The sequence below is a fragment of the Catonella sp. genome (genome assembly GCF_057250765.1).
On record NZ_DBHIEC010000011.1, the window covers coordinates 12,070 to 31,885 of the forward strand.

The window sequence follows — 19,816 nt, forward strand, 5'->3', positions numbered from 1 at the left end:
TTTGTTTTTATCGGATGTTTTTAAGTCAGAATAAAGTCAAAGTTAAAAAAAGTTGATATCCTAACGAAAAAAATGTACAATGGTAAGTACAATCAATATTGAGAAACGAGATACAGAATGAATTCACAAAATAAAAGACAAACTGATAATTTCCTCATTCAGGGAAGCATACTGGCCGCAACCTCTATACTTGTCCGTATCATAGGTCTGGTATACAGGGTTCCGATGGCAAGGATACTTGGAAATGAAGGAATAGGTTATTACGGCTATGCCTTTGAAATATATAACTTTTGCTTCATCATTTCCTCATACGGCATGCCTATGGCTGTGTCAAAGCTGGTATCCGAAAGAACGGCTAAGAAAGAATACACCAACTCGCTTAAACTTCTTCTTGGTGCTTTGATAGTTGCCCTAACCTCAGGCGGTATTTTGTCAGCCGGAGTTTACTTTGGGGCAGGCTTTATATCTACCCATATGTTTGCCAATCCGGCTATCCAGATACCTCTGAGGGCACTGGCTCCAACAGTATTGGTTTCTGCGGTTTTAGGTGTAGTGAGAGGATTTTTCCAAGGCAAGGGAACCATGGTTCCTACTGCAATATCGCAGCTTTTTGAACAGGTGGTAAACGGCATCATAAGTGTATGGGCAGCCTTTGCATTTGCAAAAGCCCACTCTGCCTCTATGAATATAGCAGCGTATGGGGCAGCAGGCGGCGTGACCGGTACCTTTGCAGGTGCATTTGCAGGCCTTATGTTCATCTCTTTCCTGTTCTTTGTCAATATGCCTATACTTAAAAGGCAGAGAAAAAGAGACCAGGGCGAGCCGGAAGCCATGCCGTATCTAATAAAGGTAATACTTGCGACCTCAGTGCCAGTGATGCTTAGTCAGATACTTGTTAGAAGTAACGGCCTTATTTCAATGACCTTGTTTAATAACATCCTCAATCACAAGGGGGTTGCAAAAGAGACCTATACTGCGCTTTATGGCATATATGAGGGTAAATTCCTTCTTCTTTGCAATATAGTAATGGGCATCACCAGTGCCATTACAACTGCTTCCATCCCTTCTTTGGTTAGGGGTAATGTGCTTAGCACCAAAAAGGAGGTAGGCAAAAAGGTAAGAATGGCACTTAAGTTCAATCTGATTATCGCAATTCCTGCAACCATCGGTCTTGCCATACTTGGAGGTCCTATTATAAGGTTACTTTTTGGAGATACCGATCCTGTCATAGGAAAAGTAATGACAGTCGGCGCTGCCACCATTGCTTTGTATACTGTATCCATCCTGTTCTGTACTATAATTCAGAGCATATACAGTATGATGATACCTGTGGTTATCAACCTAATCGCAATGCTTATTGTCATCATATTTACTTATATCCTGCTTATGTACACAAATCTGAATATATTTGCACTTGTTCTTGGCGGTATGCTTATGCCTGCGATAGTTATCGTGCTTTGTACGCTTGTTATAAGATTGCAGCTTAGAATAAGGATTGAGTTATTTAGAACCTTTGTCATTCCTGCCATAGCCTCAGGAATAATGGGAGTAGTTGTATACTTTATCTATAACCTGGTCCTCAAGTTTACCGGAAGATACTACCTGGGACTCCTTTTAGCCCTGCCTCTTGGCATGTTTACTTTCTTTGTATTTGAAATACTATTAAAGGGAGTAAGCAAGAAAGAACTGCATAATTTCCCTAAGGGGCATTCAATCATAAGACTGGCCGAGAAGTTACACTTGATGAGATAAAAATAGCTTTGGCGGTTCTCATATGCAGCATATTTATACCGCCACTGAAAGATTTTTCCTGGAATTATATTGGATAAGATATTTTGATAAATTACCTGACAATAAGACACCACCCGGAGCGTCTGCATAGGAACCTTGCTTTTAGGTTTTTGTACTGTACGGCTTCGGGTGGTTTTTAGGTATTGGGGTTATTTCTTTAACCCCTGTAAAAATGTGATTACGTCATTTAGAGTTCCCGCCCTCATTACAATGATTTTACTCAGCTCTTCATCAGGCTCTGAAAGGTCCGGAACCATGATTACATACACTCCCGCACCGTGTGCAGAGAGGACTCCGTTTGGAGAGTCCTCTAGTGCCAGACAGTCCTCAGGCTTCTCTTCTATCTGTGAACAGGCATAGAGGTAGATATCAGGATCAGGCTTTCCTTTCTTTACCATGTCGGCACAGATAATCTTGTCAAAGTGTTCTAAAAGCCCTACTTCTTTTAGGTATTTTCTTGCTCTGTCCTCTGGAGTTGCGGTTACCAAAGCCCTCTTTATACCATTTTCTTTAAGATATGCCAGTATTTCGTCCACATAAGGCTTCTTCTTAATTCCATGCTTTTTAAGCTCCTCTTCCATGATTTCTTTTCGTCTGTCCCTTACCTTGTCATAGTCAAAGGTTGGTCCAAAAAAGCCCAGCATGATAGGCTCTGCGTATTCTTTGTTGCAACTTCTAAGATAAAGCTGTTCCTTTTCTGTCATGTCAAAGCCCATTTCTCTTGCTGCCTGTATCCAAGCCTTCTGATAATGCTTTTCGGTGTCTATAATAAGCCCGTCCATATCAAATAAAACCGCTTTATACATATTGTCTCCTTTTAATAAGATTTACGATAGAATCCCACTTTGCAGTATTCACCTCTTATAGCATACCGCAAAAGCACACCGCCACAATTCTGCTCCATTAGTAAATCTCTTACTTTTATAAAGCTAATACTTATTAAAAACCTTTATATATTTAACTCTAAAATTATAAAAAGAGCCGGCACAAAACTGTGACAGCTCGGTAATTTTATACTCTCTTAAGATATTCGCCTGTTCTTGTATCAATCTGGATTCTGTCACCCTGATTTACAAAAAGAGGTACATAGACTGTAGCTCCGGTCTCAACCACTGCAGGCTTTGTAGCACCTGTAGCTGTATCACCCTTAAAGCCCGGTTCAGTATCAGTAATCTCAAGCTCTACAAACATAGGTGGCTCAATCGAGAATACCACACCGTTGTGTGAGAGCATTGATACTGTCTCATTCTCCTTAACAAACTTAAGTGCGTCACCAACCTGCTCAGAGGTAAGTGCGAACTGCTCATAGGTTTCATTGTCCATGAAGTTGTACATATCTCCGTCAGCGTACATATACTGCATGTTCTTTCTGTCTATTCTTGCCTGAGGGAATTTCTCAGTAGGGCGGAATGTAGTCTCTTTAACACCACCATTCTTTATGTCTCTAAGTTTGGTACGAACAAAAGCTGCACCTTTTCCCGGTTTAACATGCTGAAACTCAATAATCTGGAAAACACTGTTGTCAATCTCGACTGTAAGGCCATTCCTGAAGTCGCCTGCTGAAATCATTAAAAATTCCTCCTTAAAAGCTTATCATAAATTAAAGTTCCTAAATCTTAGGACACCGTCTCTTTATTTTACTACAATTTTTCGTTTATTTCAAGATGCTATTTTTGCTTAGTATTGGCGGATGCGAATATTTAGAGCCTCAAATCAACGCTATACAAGCCTATTACATATATTTAGGAACCGCCATATCCTAACTAAATCATTTAGAAATTCTTACGAATTCTTAAAATAATATATTGCCTCTTTAATATTTATACCATTTGCTGTATAATATTAAACGAGACAAAGGTATGCTTTATTTAATGTCGTTAACTATTTTCATAAGGGGAGAAGAACAATGAAAATCATCAGCATGAAATGTCCTCAGTGTCAGGGAAATCTCGATATCAAGGAAGATCAGATGGGGAAATTCACTACCTGTCCTTATTGTGGCACCAAGTTCTTACTTGAAGAGGAGAAACCTAATATCAACCAGACTTTCAATATCAAGGAACTTTATATAGGTGACACCGGAAAGAAGCCTGATTATAGTGGGAAAACAGCTTCAAGTGCCGCTGCGCCTCTAGCAGTAATTCTCTGTATAATTGGCGCAGTTTTCATCATCTTTGTTCCACAGATTCTAAGAAGTACATCAAACTATGATGTATATAGTGATAATGGCTCGACAGCAGAGTCGGAAGAAACAGCTGCTTCGCCTTTTGTCACATATAGGACAAAGCCTGAAAGTAAGGCAGTGATAGACTTTGTCGAAGCCGCATTTAATAAGCCTCTTTCCGAGATTAAAAAGGCTGATTATGAGTCCATTAAATATCTAAAGGTAGATAGAGAGGCTGTTCCGATTACTTCAGAAAAAAGCGACAGCACTCCTTGGATATTTACATATGCCAAAAAAACAACTGGCTACGGTACTCCGGATAAGCCTGTTAAGCTTAAAATAGCAGGCACCAAAAACATAACAGAAGAAGATTTTCAGGTGTTTACAGAACTTGAGACTTTGGATTTTAGCAATGAGGGCGATATAGTACCTGCAGGTGAGAGCTATGAAACTACGGACTTTAAAAACCTTAAAAAGCTTCACTATTATACAGGTACTTCTTCCGAATACTTAACACATATGCCTGTCTTAAACGTAAGCAATATCTATGGTCTGGGCACGACGAACTTGTACGACATAGAAAAGAGTATATCCGCATTAAAGACTTATAAGAACCTTAAAATGCTTAACTTTAGGAGTCTTAAAAAGGGAGAGGCTATAAAGGATTTGTCCTTCCTTTCTTCGTTTCCTAATGTTGAGATACTTTCTCTTGACTTTGGAGAAAAAGACACCTGGGATTTGGCGGGTATTACCTCGCTGACAAAGCTTAAGTCCCTTTCAATTAACGGTTATAATACAACCTTTGAACATTTCAACGTACTTAGCGGTATACCTCAGATTGAAAGCCTGGCTTTTAAGAATGTAAAAGACTTAAAGACTCTTGATTTTGTTAAGAATATGCCATACTTAAAGAGTCTTAGCATAGACAGCTGCCCTGTTGTTAAGCTTAACGGCTTAAAAAACTGTATCTCACTTACTTCACTTACACTTGATAGCTGTGGAGATTTGACTGATGTAAGTGCACTTGCTACATTAAAGAGCCTTAAGAAGCTAAGTATATCCGGTATATGGAATTATAATGTATCTTTCCCTAATCTTAGCAAGCTCACCGCTCTTAGCGATGTGGATATAAGAGCCAGGGATCTAAGTATAATAGCGGGTAATTCCTCAATAAAAAGGCTTGAGATAGAAGAAGAAGGTAACGAATCTTACTCTTTTAGGCCTCTTGCAGGTATGAATAACCTTGAAGAGCTTACTCTCTATGACTACGACTGGTTAATTAAGCCCGATATGGCACAGTATCTGGCAAAGCTTCCCAAGCTTAGAACAATCAATTTTGGATACGGAAGCATTGCCCACTATGGAGATTATACAGATGTGTTCTCACTTCCTCAGGTAACAAAAATAGTTAGTTTCCCTCCGAAATCAGATGGTTCAGGTATTAACTACATTATACTTTCTATAAAGAGCTTAAGGGATAATAAAGTTCTTAAGGAACTTGATCTGTCAGGAACTGAGATTTATAACAATGATGTTGACAAGGGAAGTACTGATAAGTTCGGTGTATATGCCAACAAGTTTCTCTCTCATTTTCCTAATCTAAGGAAGCTTAACTTGGCAAATACCTACATAGAAAATCTTGATTTTGTAGATAAGATGCCTTCACTTGAGGAGCTTGACATTTCAGGGAATTATGTGACTGATGTATCTAAGCTATTAAAGCTTAAGAAGCTTAAGAAACTGACCTGCGATACGGATATGATTAAGAATCTTGATTTGCTTCCTAAAAGTGTGAAGGTAAACCAGTAGTATCATTATGATACACGGACTGCTTCGTGCTTCGCACTCTCGCAGTCCTACAACAATACACACGCTCTGCTCATTTTCCTGGCGGAAAATGGCGGCGCGTGCGTATTGTTGGCGAATAGAGAATAAAAAAGTATCCGCTCGCAAGCAAGCTTGCAGCGGATACTTTTTCTTCTCTATTCTTGTATCATTACATCATTCCCATGCCTGGGGCGCCCATTCCTGCTGGGGCTGCTGGGGCAGCTTCTTTGATGTCTGCCACAAGGCTTTCTGTGGTAAGAAGTGTAGAAGCTACGCTTGTAGCGTTCTGAAGTGCACTTCTTGTTACCTTTACAGGGTCAAGGATACCAGCCTTTACAAGGTCTACATAGTCTTCTTTAAGTGCATCAAAACCAAATCCTGCCTTGCCTTCTTTTACTTTACTGATGATAACTGCTCCTTCAAGTCCTGCATTGGCAGCTATCTTAAAGAGCGGAGCCTCAAGTGCCTTAAGAACTACCTTAGCACCTGTCTTCTCATCTCCTTCAAGTGAAGCAGCAAGCTTTTCTACATCCTTTGAAGCGTGGATGTAAGCTGAACCGCCACCTGCAATTATTCCCTCTTCTATAGCCGCCTTGGTAGCTGCAAGAGCATCTTCCATACGGAGCTTATTCTCTTTCATTTCTGCCTCTGTAGCAGCACCTACACGGATAACTGCAACTCCGCCTGCAAGCTTAGCAAGTCTTTCCTGAAGCTTCTCTCTGTCAAAATCAGATGTTGTCTCTTCAATCTGGCTTCTAATCTGAGCAACTCTTGACTTAATAGCCTCTGAATCACCCTCGCCATCCACTATTATTGTATTTTCTTTCTGAACCTTAACGCTCTTAGCACGTCCAAGCTGCTCAAGAGTAGCATCCTTAAGTTCAAGACCAACCTCGCTTGAAATTACCTGTCCGCCTGTAAGTATAGCGATATCCTGAAGCATTTCTTTTCTTCTGTCACCGTATCCCGGAGCCTTAACTGCAACTACATTGAAGGTACCACGAAGCTTGTTGATTACAAGTGTTGTAAGAGCCTCTCCTTCAACATCCTCAGCGATTATAAGGAGTCTTGCTCCCTGCTGTACAATCTGCTCAAGAAGTGGAAGTATATCCTGAATGTTGCTTAGCTTCTTATCTGTGATAAGGATGTATGGATTGTCAAGAACTGCTTCCATCTTATCCATATCTGTGCACATATATGCTGATACATAACCTCTGTCAAACTGCATACCTTCTACAAGGTCAAGCTCAGTCTTCATAGTCTTGCTCTCTTCAACAGTGATAACACCGTCCTTGCTTACCTTTTCCATAGCATCTGCAACAAGTGTTCCTACTTCGTCATCACCTGCTGATATAGCAGCTATTCTCTGTACGTGATCCTTTCCCTTTACTGGAGAGCTCATCTTAGAAATAGCCTTTACTGCACACTCAGTAGCCTTCTTCATACCCTTTCTGAGGATGATAGGGTTAGCTCCCGCAGCAAGGTTCTTCATACCTTCATTTATCATAGCCTGAGCAAGAACTGTAGCTGTAGTTGTACCATCACCTGCTACATCATTTGTCTTGGTGGCAGCTTCCTTTACAAGCTGTGCTCCCATGTTCTCAAACTCATCAGGAAGCTCAATCTCTTTTGCTATTGTAACACCATCATTGGTAATAAGTGGTGCGCCATAGCTCTTATCAAGAACTACGTTTCTTCCCTTAGGTCCCAAAGTTACGCTAACTGTATCTGCGAGCTGATTAACACCAGCTTCAAGGGCTTTTCTAGCCTCTGTACCAAATTTAATCTCTTTTGCCATTTTCTTTCTCCTTACATATATATAAAATATTCGTAATCAGATTGTTTTACTTATTCAACAACAGCAAGAATGTCAGACTGCTTAACTATGATATACTCTTCATTATCAAGCTTCACATTGGTTCCTGCATATTTAGAATAAATAACTTTCTGTCCCTTTTTAACCTGCATACTCACTTCTTTACCGTCTATTACTCCGCCAGGGCCTACCGCAACAACTTCAGCCTGTTGTGGCTTCTCCTGAGCCTGATCAGGTAATATAATACCTGACTTTGTGGTCTCTTCTGCCGCTATCTGCTTTAATACAACTCTGTCGCCTAATGGTACTAATTTCATCTTAGTTCCTCCTTTATATTAAATCATTATGACTTCATATTATTAGCACTCTTTCTATGTGAGTGCTAAACTACGATTATATAATAACCTCTTTTAGATATTTTTGCAAGTAGTTTTTTAAATTATCACAAAAATATCACAATTTAATATATGATAAAGTGTCAAAAGCATAGAAATTCGATTGGGGCCCTCTTGCAAGAGAATTTATATACTTTTGACACGCCGAAAATATGAGTAAGTGGCCATTTTCCAAAAAATGAGCGAATTACTTACAGAGCCGTTACTGCTTCTTCCACCGTCTTCCTTACTGTATGCCTCTCAGATGGCTTAGCTTCAACAGCAGGGTATCCTACAGGAAAGATTGCTATCAGCTCATATCCCTTCATCTCAGGGAATTCCTCCTTAAGTAAAGGTGCGTCAAAATGTCCTACCCAGGTAGTCCCCAGTCCAAGCTCAGTTATCTCAAGCATCATATGTGTGGCTACTATGGTGGCGTCTACCTCAGCGAAATTGTGATTATCAAACTTTCTTACCCATGCCTCATCCTCTTTGGCACCAACTACGAAGAATACTTCTGCTCAAAACTTATATCTGTTTGCCTTTGCAAGCTTTTCCTTAGCATCAGTGCTTTCTATAAGCCATATCTTGTAAGGCTGCGCATTGGTTGCAGTTGGAGCAAGTATGCCGGCTTCGATAATTTTATCAAGCTTCTCCTTTTCAACCTTCTTATCACTTAACTGTCTACAGGAATATCTCTCCCTTGCTAGTTTTAGAAAATCCATAGTTACCTCCTAATATAATCAGTATAATTCTTATTTTAAACAAGCCCCAAAAGTATCAAATCAATTGGGGCTTGGCTACATTAGATATTATTTTTTAACAAACTTATACTTAAGAGAATACTTATTACCTATAGGGCTGTTACCAGAAATTCCATATATCCTAACCCATACATTCTGACCTTTTTTAGCCTTAAATGCATAGCTTTTGTCGCTCATAGTAACCTTGGATACAGCTTTCTTTGACTTATTATTTACAAAAACCTCTACCTTGTAAACATGTTTTACATTGTCGCCTGTATCTATACTTAGCTTGTATTTGCCGGTCTTTGCTGCCTTAAAGGTGAAGTAGTCTTCATCAGAGCTGTTTATAATATTGGCATACTTAGTTCCGTTAAGCTTATTTGCCTTTTTGAAGCTTCCGTTATTCTCGGCTTCCCATTTACCACTCTTTACGGTATTTACCTTCAACTTGTATTCAACCTCTACCGGTGCAAAGGTACTTACGGCAAGCTTAGGATGGATTCTTATGTATATTTTTTGTCCCTTGGCTAGAGGCAGCTCAGGAAGTGTTACGTCATTTGTGATGCCTGCCTCCTTGTATACAAGGCTTTTATTTTTATCATATATCTCCAAATTCCAGCCACCCAAGATCTTACCAGGAACAAAATCAACTATTTCAAATGAAACCTTGGTATAGCCACTCTGAGGTATCTGATATACAAAATAATCCTCATCATCTTTGTTTAAGAGACTTCCTTTGACAGCGCCTCCTGTAGGTATCTCGTTGGCATCAACGTACTTATTGTTATTCTCGGTTTCATAGTCACTGTCTGCATAAGTATGGAAGTTTAAGTTATATTCCACTCCTTTGGGCATAAACATAGAAGATTTAATGCCGCTTTCAACAGAAATGTACACGGTTTTCCCCTTGGCAAAGGCAAAATTTGCACTGGTAAACTGCGACTTTATTCCTGCTACCTGGTATAATTCTTCCTTATTTTCATCATATACCTTGAGGGTCCAGCCATTATTAACCTCATCCTTTTTGGCCGCATCAAAGTTCAAGGTTATGTTCTGATATCCCTTTTCGTCAATAACCGCCTTATACATATTGACCTGATCCTTGTCCTCTATGCTTCTTACCACATTGAGATTAGGTGTAATATCTTCTGAGGTGGTTTCTGCCTTTACTAAGCCGAATACTCCGAGAGAAGCCACTAAAAATGCGCCTCCAAAGGCAAGTCCCATTAGCTTTTTTTTCATAAATACCTCCAATCAATCACGAACAATTAAACAACATATAACTATTTAATTATACCTTTTTCGCGAAAATATTCAACACTAAGCTAAAATATTAAGAATTTTGACATAAGTGACAAATCCTTGTCAAAAAGAAGCGGCAGAACAATCGCACATTATTTTCTTTCGCGATTATCCTGCCGCCTGCCTTGCTATCTTAGAAATCTTCATTGGCTAAAAGTACGGAGCCATCTTTTCCACTTTGATACACTATGTATTTATGCGTTTTCCCTGTATCATCAACATAAGATATGCCAAGTGTCGGAACAGTTGCAAACATAGAAACATCTGCAAGCAATGGTTTCTTAGGTGAGAGAGTCTTAGTCTTGTAAAGTATCCTTTTATCGTATTCTATATCTCCCTCATCATCACTGTCCTTATATGTAAGACCTATGAGCTTAAAGTTCTTTACGCTCTTACTTGGTACAAAGAAAACCTTCGCCTCAGGCTCTCCCGACTCCAGTTCATACCTTTTATAGTCCTTGTATCTGCCCTTCACGTCCTCTTTATAATACACCAACATTCTTGTATAAAGGCTAAAAGGAGTAATCTTCATAGGCTTAACCTGATTAAAGGTATTCTTCCATAATCTGGCAAATTCCTGATCTTTAATTACTCTTTCTTTTGAAGATTTCTCATCTGTTTTTCCCGTTTTATTGCTAAAAAGTATTGACCTGTAATAACCATAAACTTTTTTAGTCTTTAAGAAATAAAAATTATCCCACTTAAGCTCACTGCCTGACTTTGTAAGTCTGCAAATACCTAAGATCTGATATTTGCCGCTATTACCTGAATAGGTAAACTTGCCCTTACCTATGTGGGAAAAATTGTTGTAATTCTTACTTTGAAATATAAGCTTGGGCTCTTCATCTACAATGCTGTATACAGCTCTCACATCTTTTCCCGTAGAATTCTTTCCACTATATTTGTCAACTTTGCAGAATATGAGTTCAGGTACTTCATCTCCTGTAATGTCTTCTATACTGTATCCCACATCCTTAAGTTGAAGTTTTCCACTAAATGCCGCTATTTCAGAAAGGCACTTGTACTTTTCTGCCTTTGATGACTTGCTACTGTAGTTTACCACATAGTCATAATAGTCATTGATAACTGCGGCATATTTATCCTCGTACTCCTCATCATCAGTGTCCGCATAGACATTGGCACAAAATCCAAATGCAAATATAAGTGTTAGTACAGTTAATAAGTATTTTTTCATGGTACTCCCACAAAAATATAAATATATAATAATACATCTAATGTTTATTAGAAATCTTTTCTATTATACTATCATTCATCAGCTCATAGGAATTCCATCCTCCCTGCTTTGGTACGTTAATATCTGAATAAGTAAATAATTCTCTGATTTTCTTCATAATCCCATCAGAAGTCATATTCGTAATCTCTTGAATTTTATTTTCTGTTACGCTTACCATTTGGTGCGCCGCTTTGTTTCTAATTTTCTGTTCTACTTCTTTCAACTTTTGAGCTATATCAAAAGCCTTCACCATATCATCAGTTTTAGGTATACCCTCCATAATGATACACAGATGATAGGACGATACCGGACTTTTTCTATAATATTTCTCCCAATCTTTATCCAAAATTATTCCATTTAACTCTTTACCGAGCTCTATATCTTTCCACTTAAATTTTCCTTCTACAGTTTCAGTATAATCTTTTAAATCGAATCTAAAACAATTCTTAAGTATATTATTAAAAAGTTCCACTAATAAAGGAGTAATTGCTCTTAGAAAATCTGCATATTCTCCTCTTTTTCTTTTTACATCAAGAGCTAAGGCATACTCCACAACTTTGCGTTGTTCAGTTTTTTTAATCGGTAAAAAATCACACTCATCATATTTTGATTTTAAATTATTAACTTCAATCTCATTTAATTGTAGTCTAGCTTTTGCATATCTTAGAAGATGAATATAAGAGTATGTGATTTTGTCTGGTAATTCTTCTGCTATTGCTAAGGCGACAGAATAATCATAGGCCAAAACATGTTTCTTTATTATTTCTTCCATTTTTATTGTAGACAGGCTTGGACAAACCACTTCTCTACATCTGTTTTCAAAATTTTTGTCATTGTCTTCGCAGTATTCCCACAGCAATTCAATATCACAATCTCCCTGCTTATGAGTATTACTTCTCCCTTCCGGAGTTACAACTTGAATTAGTCTACACTGCTCGTAACCTAACATAGTTTGTAGAACTGCCAATCCGCTCTTCATTTGCGGAGTTCCCGAAGAAATATTTATCAAAAGTTCATCTTCTGATGTCAAATTCTTAGTGTAACTATCTAGTATGTTCTTGAAATCCTCATAAAAAAAGTCAAATTCATTAACTTTAGTCAGATTAGCTCTTTCAATTATCTCAATTTCAGTATGAGTCGAGTTTAGTTTATCCAATTCCCCAATGCAATACCTGAATCTATCATCCTTATCTTGAAGTTCAAGCATTTCCTTAGACATATATAATACAATCTTATCCGGCTTATAAACTCTGGCAATGTGAAGCATAGAGCCATCTTTATAATTATTCTTCGAAATCGGATCAGTTGTTCCTATTGGTGAAAATAATATCTTCATATGTTCAATCCCCCTACATCATAAATTATTGCTACTTAAATATCGTTACATTATATAGTTTACCATAATTTAATATAAACATCTACTTTTTCTCTTATTTTCTATAATAGCAAATATAGTTCATATTCTATGAACTAATTATGCTCAATTTAAGCTAAATATCCCACAAAAGTGAACCAAATGGATTTTGATTTTCCCACCTTTTAGAGTAGCCATTAAAATTGTATAATGACATCAACAAGTTAACAATCCACTTAAGGAGGTACTTATGAAGAACAGAATTATTGTTATTGTCGGTCTTGCTTTTGCGGAAATCATCCGCGCTGCTGTTGATGAGTACACTAAAGAGGGTTAATCCCTCTTTGTGGCTCTAATCTACTACTATCATCTTAACTATTAAATTGACAAGTAATCATTCACCAATCAAATAGGAGGTCACAATGGATAAACTAATTACAATTGCCGGTCGTGTTCTTGTTTCTCTTGCTATTTCTGCTGTCGTCAAGGTCATTAGAGAGCATTAAGCTCTCAGTGCCTTTTCTCTGTTAATTTAATCATTCACTTTAAAGGAGGTGATCATTATGGAAGACATACTTACTATCGCCTGTCGCGCCATCGTTTCTGCTGCTGTTTCTGCTCTTGTTGAGGCTATTGAGGAGAGTTAATCTCCTCTGGCCTTACCCATGTGTTTTCTATTAATTATATTTTCTTACTTTTAATGTAAAGGAGATACTTATGAATACTAATATTGCATCTGTCCTTGGTCTTACCTCTATTGAGGTTATCCATGCTGTTTTTGGCGAGGATGTTGTGGATATCTAATCCACCTTCCTCTAAATCATTAAGTTACAATATTAATCGTCATTTTAATGAGATTGCTTATGTCAAAAAATATTGTTGCTATTGTTGCTTCTTTTATTCTTTACTCACTTAATGCCTATGATGGCTTCTATGCAATAGATGATTTTCTTACATCATTAACCGAGACAGTGCTGATTCTTAGAATTCAGACTGTCTTTTAATTTTTAAAATATACTTTAATTTATCATATCACAATTACTTCTTCAGCAGAATAGTCCTCAGTTCCATATACCTTCACTTCTTCATATTCCTGTAGCCTGTAAATCCTTATATTATCATCATCTCTGTAGTACTTATCTAATTTAGACAACAATTTATTGTACTGTCTTTTATTCAATCGCGCTTCAAATGCAGATTTCTGTACCCTAATTCCAAAGCTTGATAATATTTTCACTAGATTTCTACGATGCTTATCATCCGTAATGTCATATATTATAAGAACTATATACTTAATCCCTTCACTATTCTCCATAATCTCTACCTTATTCTTATCGGGCTATACTCAGACAAATTCCCATTTTCTATACAAGATGCCAAAGACTTTACCTGCCACCATATCGCCTTTCTAAAGCTTACAGGTTCATTTAGATATTCTAAATAATTATTTTGCGAACGAAGTTTATTCTCTATCTTTCTAACCATCTGTTTTACTGCAGAATCAGATATACAAACAGCCTCCGAATATTCATCTTTAGTAAATTCTTCTATCGTTATCTCATTTCCCTGTACTAGACTCATTATAGTAGAGTCAATAAGTACAGCTCTCCATTCTTCAATAAGATCACTGGCAAGAGCAGGATGCCTGTCTTTTAGCTTATGGATAAAACTAATATATGGGCTTAGATTCCTATTTTCAATCTCCGAAAATATTTCATTATACACAAGTGAATAGCCTAAACTTATCATTGCGTTGAAAGCATCTTTAGGAGGTCTTTTATTTCTGCCGTTAAACTTAAATTCCGGTTTGATAAGCTTAGATAAGGCATCAAAATATGTTCTTGCAGCAATTCCTTCATACCCCATTACCTTATTTATATCTTTTCCTTTTCCTATATGTTCTTCATATATTTTAAGGTCTTTAATATGACTGTTAATATCAATGTCTGAGTTTTTAGCATATCGTCTTAAAAGCACAGCTTGATTATTAATCTTAGCTTTTAATATAATCTTAGCAAATTTAAGACATTCCTCAGCATTATCGGAAAGATAAACCTGCGCTTTTAATCTATCCGGATTTGTACTTGTATTAGATAGTAATCTTCCAAAATACTTTCCTTTAGTTGATAAAAATGATACATTGATATCTTTCTCAAGACAAGCTTTAATTGCTTGAGTAGTAAGAACTGAGTTGCCAAAAATACTTATACTTTCTAGTGTTTCATCTGGTATAACCCTGTCTTCACTACCTTTTACTTCTAATACAAACTGACCTTCAATATGCTTTATTTTGCTTCCCTGCTCAACAACATATAAGCAAGACATAGTTACCTCCTCTCATGTATATGGTTGACATGTGTCTTGTCCCCTAGCGGGGTTTTCTTCTCATTTATCTAAATGTAAGAGTGGAACAGATGTAGGGTTTATGTTTTCATCCCCTGTCGGGGTATTATTCTCATTTATTAATTATGAGATATGAGTATCTGAATGAATTAAATAGTTTTCGTCCCCTGTCGGAGTAATCTTCTTATTTATGTACAATAGAATACTTAAATAAGCCCATCAGAAAGTTTTCATCCCCTGTCGGGGGGGTCTTCTTATTTATTTGCAAAACTGATAGTGAGAATGGATTTATTCCGTTTTCATCCCCTGTAGGGGTTTTCTTCTTGTTTATTAAGGAGCTTTCTAAATGGCAAATATAGCCTTAAGTATATTTTCATCCCCTGTAGGGGTTTTCTTCTTATTTATAATCAAAGAATATGATAGATTTTTATTAGGTTACAAGGTTTTCTTCCCCTGTCGGGGTTTTATTCTTATCTATGTACTAAAATCTTTCCTCCTAAGTCTTTTGCTGTTGGTTTTCATCCCCTGTCGGGGTTTTCTTCTTATTTATTGATAGTAAACATTTTATGGGCGATAATCTGCGTGTTTTCGTCCCCTGTCGGGGTATTATTCTTATTTATTGAAGCCTTATTATTCAGATTATGTCACACACATGCGTGTTCATCCCCTGTCGGGGTTTTCTTCTTGTCTATATACCTACACCTAGCACACCTCAAGATTATTTAAAGTTTTCATCCCCTGTCGGGGTTTTCTTCTTGTTTATAAAATGGCAAGAGTTATACTCAAAAGAAAGCTGAAGTTTTCATCCCCTGTCGGGGTATTATTCTTATTTATAAAATGAGAAATTTAGTAACACTTACAGGAAGATTGTTTTCGTCCCCTGTCGGGGTATTCTTCTTATTTATAGACAATTATAGGCTAGCTGACAACGACTCTCTTAAGGTTTTCGTCCCCTGTCGGGGTATTCTTCTTATTTATGGTAAAAAACAATTATTGGATGCTAGAATAGAAATTAGTTTTCGTCCCCTGTCGGGGTATTCTTCTTATTTATATATACTATGGAGATGATTAACGAACACATCTGTCCTGTTTTCGTCCCCTGTCGGGGTATTCTTCTTATTTATTTACTGACGTTGAACTTTGGAGACTTACTAATGTTGGTTTTCGTCCCCTGTCGGGGTATTCTTCTTATTTATAAGTTTAAAGACGGTGTTATAAAGAAAAGAATGGTTCAGTTTTCGTCCCCTGTCGGGGTATTCTTCTTATTTATTAAGGAGGTAGAACTATGTTTACAATTTTATTTTTACTGGGTTTTCGTCCCCTGTCGGGGTATTCTTCTTATTTATTTTCAATAGAAAGCGTTATAGATGTGGATTTTGAGCGTAAATGTTTTCGTCCCCTGTCGGGGTATTCTTCTTATTTATGTAACGCTTAACCCGACTCCAACTCGTAGACTATATCTTGTTTTCGTCCCCTGTCGGGGTATTCTTCTTATTTATCCTATCCTTTGTGAGCCACTATTTAAGCCACTTCTAAAGGTTGAATGCGTGTGAAATGAATTTATCACTTCTTTTTAATGATAACACATTGCAAAACAGTCTACAACCCTCTTGCAATGTACATCGTGTTAAAACATATTTATATTTGTACTACCATTTATCTTAACAGGTCTTCACTTTCTCTTCTGCAATATCATATATAGCATTTACAATCAACTCAATTTTAGCTATATACCCCTCAACATACTCCCTGTCGATATCTTTTTGTGTTGCAGAAGCATGACTTCTGTCATTTTGATGTGCAATATCATTTCTACGTTGAAACAACTCCTTTACAACTTTTTTCCCGTGTTTATCAGCTTCTTTTTCTTTTGGAAAAGCTTTCTTCATTGCCTCAGTAAAACCAATACCGATTAAATTCAACTGGTCTTTCATACTTTCATGTGATAAAAACACATCCCTACTAAACCTTTCGTTTAAATAGTCAAAAAACCAATCTGTTGAACTTCTAAGTCTGATTGCATCCTCTAATTTTGACATCGGTATCATAAAACCTGCATACTTTTCTGATTTTTCCAATTCTCCATTAAACATTTTAAATAAGCAAAATTTACTCATTTCATGAATAAAATAATCAAGCAAGCCTTCTGCAAGTACTACCTGAGAACGCCATATCGTTTTACAATCATTAATATTACCTGATTTACTAAGTGTATCTGCTACAGCATATTGTGCTTTTACCTCTATAAGGCTATCATCAAAATGTTTTTTGATTTCATTTAAGGAAAATTGCACAGGAATCTCAATAGTCTTTGCACTTCTAACATCCTCTATTCTTGATGAAAGTGATAAATTTTTCTCCATATTACCCCTCACTTAAAACTCAGAAACAATCTTAGCAAAATCAAGATTCAGCATAGGAATAGCTCCGTATTTACCCGAAATATAACCTTTACCAAAATTCTCTTCTTTTCTGACATTCTTAAATTCTGCCAATGAAAATAAATCTGTTGAACGATCTTCTCCCTTCATTTCAGCAAACCAAATTTGATCTCGCCTGAATAAGTCCAAACTTAATAATCCCGTTTCATGAGTGGTAAAAACTAGCTGCGGAAACTCATCTGTATCAAAATCCACAAAAAGTTTTACAAGGGCATAGACCAATGACTCATGAAGACCTGATTCCAGTTCATCGCAAATAAGTACCTTCCCTTTAACAATTATATCAAGAATAGGGCATAACATACCAAATAATTTTTTTATACCTGTTGATTCTTCTGATATAAGATCTGTTTCAAATTCCTCATAGATAACCTTTGAAGAAATACTTTCGAGTTTTCCTTCTAATATTCTTCTTTTAAAATCATCTGATAAAAATGGCGGCAACTGATCTGCTTCAAAATCTACTTCATCAATTTCCACACTTACATCCTTTATTCCGGTTCCCAGCTCTTCTAACAATGTTAAAACGGCTCTTTTGATTTTTTCATTAGTATTCATCTGATATAAAGAGTAATTAAGCCAGTTTTCTTGGTTCCCAGCTGTATATATAACCAGTTCATCGTCAAAAAACTTGAATACTCTTCCAACTTCATCGACATTACTAAAGTTTGCCGCACAAGAAAGCATCAGCCTATTGGGTTTTAATACATCCTTACACCTCTCAAATTTTCCACGAAACTTACTTCCGGTAGTGAACTCTTCTCCTAACCTGTAGAAAATTTTTGTCTGTCTTCCATTTGGAAAATAGTATAGATATTCTTCCTTAACCAGCATATCTTTTAAAGAAAATCCAAAAACATATCTTACTCCACCTGTAACAAAATGAAGCTGGTATGTGCTCTCCTTATCATACCCTTCAAGTTTATGTGGATGCTGCATTATTCCCTGCCCCGGTTGAAAGTTAATGCTATTTAGTACAAGATTTTTAACAAAAGAAATCGCATCAACAAAATTACTTTTTCCGGAACCATTTGCACCATAAATAACTGCTGACTTTAAAACCTTAAAGTCTGCAACTTTTCCTAATCTTTCTTCATACGAGGTGTCTTTCCCTGCTAAAGTTGAAAAAAGGATTTTATTACGAATAGATTTATGGTTGGAACAACTAAATTCAAGTAACATAGTTAAACCCTCCTGTTATATAAAGGTCATATATATATACAAGATAATAATATCATAGTTTTAACCATTTATCAAATATATTTGCATATATTCTGCAATTTTATAGTTTAAATTAGTATGTCTTAACACTGCAAGAAGTAATCTTAGTTTATATCCCCTGTCGGGGGTTTCTTCTTATTTATCTAATATAATTAATGATGCTGAGAGTGCTATTGGTAATACGTTTTCACCCCCTGTCGAGGTTTTATTCTTATTTATAAGCAAAGAACTAATTGAAGAGGAAGGCATTGCGAGGTTTCCATCCCCTATCGGGGTTTTCTTCTTTCATTCTTGTTGCAAGTTACCTCGTTCCATCGTAATGTGTCCAGTTTCCATCTCCTATCGGGGTTTTCTTCTTTCATTCACCAACCAACAGGCAGGTTACAACGAATCTCGGAGTCAGTTTCCATCCCCTATCGGGGTTTTCTTATTTCATTCAGCATAAACAAAATTATAATCGCATACTATAAATGTGTTTCCATCCCCTATCGGGGTTTTCTTATTTCATTCAGATAAGCAGTTTATTATTGCTCCTGATTCTAAAACGTTTTCATCCCCTATCGGGGTTTTCTTATTTCATTCACTACAAGTACAAGACAAATCCAGATGTTTATCAGGTAAAGTTTTCATCCCCTATCGGGGTTTTCTTCTTTCATTCTAAATTGCTATTTCCATTTTTTTGTCTCCTATAAGGTTTTCATCCCCTATCGGGGTTTTCTTCTTTCATTCTAAATGCAGCGTTACGTAAGTTGGATAATTCTGAGAGTGTTTTCATCCCCTATCGGGGTTTTCTTCTTTCATTCATACTTGACAAAAGAGATATGCTCATTGGGGAGAGTGTTTTCATCCCCTATCGGGGTTTTCTTCTTTCATTCCTATAGTTAAATAATAGACAATAGAACATCTATTATGAGTTTTCATCCCCTATCGGGGTTTTCTTCTTTCATTCATGAATAAGATTATTATTTATCCAGGAAAGTTTATAAGTTTTCATCCCCTATCGGGGTTTTCTTCTTTCATTCAGTTAGTGATTATTATGGAGATAATGCACAAAAATGTTTTCATCCCCTATCGGGGTTTTCTTCTTTCATTCCAAAGGAAATAACAGAGTTAGATAAAATTAGTAAGTTTTCATCCCCTATCGGGGTTTTCTTCTTTCATTCATGCAAACTCAAGTCCAGTGTATTCTTTCTCCACGTTTTC

At 36.8% G+C, this 19,816-nt stretch carries 14 protein-coding genes, 1 pseudogene and 1 CRISPR repeat array (1 of these 16 cut by a window edge); of the genes and pseudogenes, 3 read left to right on the forward strand and 12 right to left on the reverse strand.

Features of this window, described 5'->3' with window-relative positions; translation table 11 throughout:
- Positions 1-117 precede the first annotated feature (117 nt).
- A complete protein-coding gene (locus ACO6HM_RS07075; protein WP_485390391.1) occupies positions 118-1,752 on the forward strand; it encodes a putative polysaccharide biosynthesis protein in 1,635 nt (544 codons plus the stop codon).
- A 188-nt stretch (positions 1,753-1,940) separates the two neighbouring features.
- On the opposite strand, the gene ACO6HM_RS07080 is transcribed toward ACO6HM_RS07075, so the two are convergent.
- Together ACO6HM_RS07080 and efp are read right to left on the reverse strand one after the other, a co-directional pair.
- Entirely contained in the window at positions 1,941-2,597 is a 657-nt protein-coding gene (locus ACO6HM_RS07080; RefSeq protein ID WP_485390392.1) for an HAD family hydrolase, read from the reverse strand.
- A gap of 205 nt (positions 2,598-2,802) precedes the next feature.
- Entirely contained in the window at positions 2,803-3,360 is a 558-nt protein-coding gene (efp, locus tag ACO6HM_RS07085) for an elongation factor P (RefSeq protein WP_485390393.1), read from the reverse strand.
- A gap of 337 nt (positions 3,361-3,697) precedes the next feature.
- Here efp and ACO6HM_RS07090 point away from each other — a divergent pair, with 337 nt between their 5' ends.
- Entirely contained in the window at positions 3,698-5,764 is a 2,067-nt protein-coding gene (locus ACO6HM_RS07090; protein ID WP_485390394.1) for a leucine-rich repeat domain-containing protein, read from the forward strand.
- Between the two features lie 187 nt (positions 5,765-5,951).
- Here the strand turns inward: ACO6HM_RS07090 and groL are convergent, their stop codons facing one another.
- The 6 genes and pseudogenes from groL to csm6 form a co-directional block, all read right to left on the reverse strand.
- Positions 5,952-7,580: a chaperonin GroEL gene (groL, locus tag ACO6HM_RS07095; RefSeq protein ID WP_485390395.1), complete on the reverse strand. Its 1,629-nt coding sequence runs from the start codon at positions 7,578-7,580 to the stop codon at positions 5,952-5,954.
- 50 nt (positions 7,581-7,630) lie between these two features.
- Positions 7,631-7,915 carry a co-chaperone GroES gene (groES, locus tag ACO6HM_RS07100; protein WP_485390396.1) on the reverse strand — a complete coding sequence of 95 codons (285 nt, stop codon included), beginning with the start codon at positions 7,913-7,915 and terminating at the stop codon, positions 7,631-7,633.
- A gap of 269 nt (positions 7,916-8,184) precedes the next feature.
- Positions 8,185-8,697 (reverse strand): annotated as a pseudogene (locus tag ACO6HM_RS07105) (nitroreductase family protein).
- A gap of 87 nt (positions 8,698-8,784) precedes the next feature.
- Complete coding sequence (locus tag ACO6HM_RS07110; protein ID WP_485390397.1) at positions 8,785-9,960, reverse strand: hypothetical protein; 1,176 nt, start codon at positions 9,958-9,960, stop codon at positions 8,785-8,787.
- A 193-nt stretch (positions 9,961-10,153) separates the two neighbouring features.
- Positions 10,154-11,215 (reverse strand): hypothetical protein, encoded by a 1,062-nt coding sequence (locus tag ACO6HM_RS07115; protein ID WP_485390398.1) that lies wholly within the window; start codon positions 11,213-11,215, stop codon positions 10,154-10,156.
- 37 nt (positions 11,216-11,252) lie between these two features.
- A complete protein-coding gene (csm6, locus tag ACO6HM_RS07120) occupies positions 11,253-12,590 on the reverse strand; it encodes a type III-A CRISPR-associated CARF protein Csm6 (RefSeq protein ID WP_485390399.1) in 1,338 nt (445 codons plus the stop codon).
- 881 nt (positions 12,591-13,471) lie between these two features.
- On the opposite strand from csm6, the gene ACO6HM_RS07125 reads away from it, so the two are divergent.
- Positions 13,472-13,612 carry a hypothetical protein gene (locus ACO6HM_RS07125; protein WP_485390400.1) on the forward strand — a complete coding sequence of 47 codons (141 nt, stop codon included), beginning with the start codon at positions 13,472-13,474 and terminating at the stop codon, positions 13,610-13,612.
- A 23-nt stretch (positions 13,613-13,635) separates the two neighbouring features.
- On the opposite strand, the gene cas2 is transcribed toward ACO6HM_RS07125, so the two are convergent.
- The 4 genes from cas2 to ACO6HM_RS07145 all read right to left on the reverse strand — a co-directional run bounded on the left by cas2 (position 13,636) and on the right by ACO6HM_RS07145 (position 18,574).
- Entirely contained in the window at positions 13,636-13,923 is a 288-nt protein-coding gene (gene cas2 / locus ACO6HM_RS07130) for a CRISPR-associated endonuclease Cas2 (protein ID WP_485390401.1), read from the reverse strand.
- A gap of 5 nt (positions 13,924-13,928) precedes the next feature.
- A complete protein-coding gene (gene cas1, locus ACO6HM_RS07135; RefSeq protein ID WP_485390402.1) occupies positions 13,929-14,933 on the reverse strand; it encodes a CRISPR-associated endonuclease Cas1 in 1,005 nt (334 codons plus the stop codon).
- Positions 14,934-16,612: 1,679 nt separating this feature from the next.
- Positions 16,613-17,314: a HEPN domain-containing protein gene (locus ACO6HM_RS07140; RefSeq protein WP_485390403.1), complete on the reverse strand. Its 702-nt coding sequence runs from the start codon at positions 17,312-17,314 to the stop codon at positions 16,613-16,615.
- A 12-nt stretch (positions 17,315-17,326) separates the two neighbouring features.
- Positions 17,327-18,574 carry an AAA family ATPase gene (locus tag ACO6HM_RS07145; RefSeq protein ID WP_485390404.1) on the reverse strand — a complete coding sequence of 416 codons (1,248 nt, stop codon included), beginning with the start codon at positions 18,572-18,574 and terminating at the stop codon, positions 17,327-17,329.
- 294 nt (positions 18,575-18,868) lie between these two features.
- Positions 18,869-19,816: direct repeats of the CRISPR family, unit length 36 nt; unit sequence GTTTTCATCCCCTATCGGGGTTTTCTTCTTTCATTC; it runs 101 nt beyond the window's last position.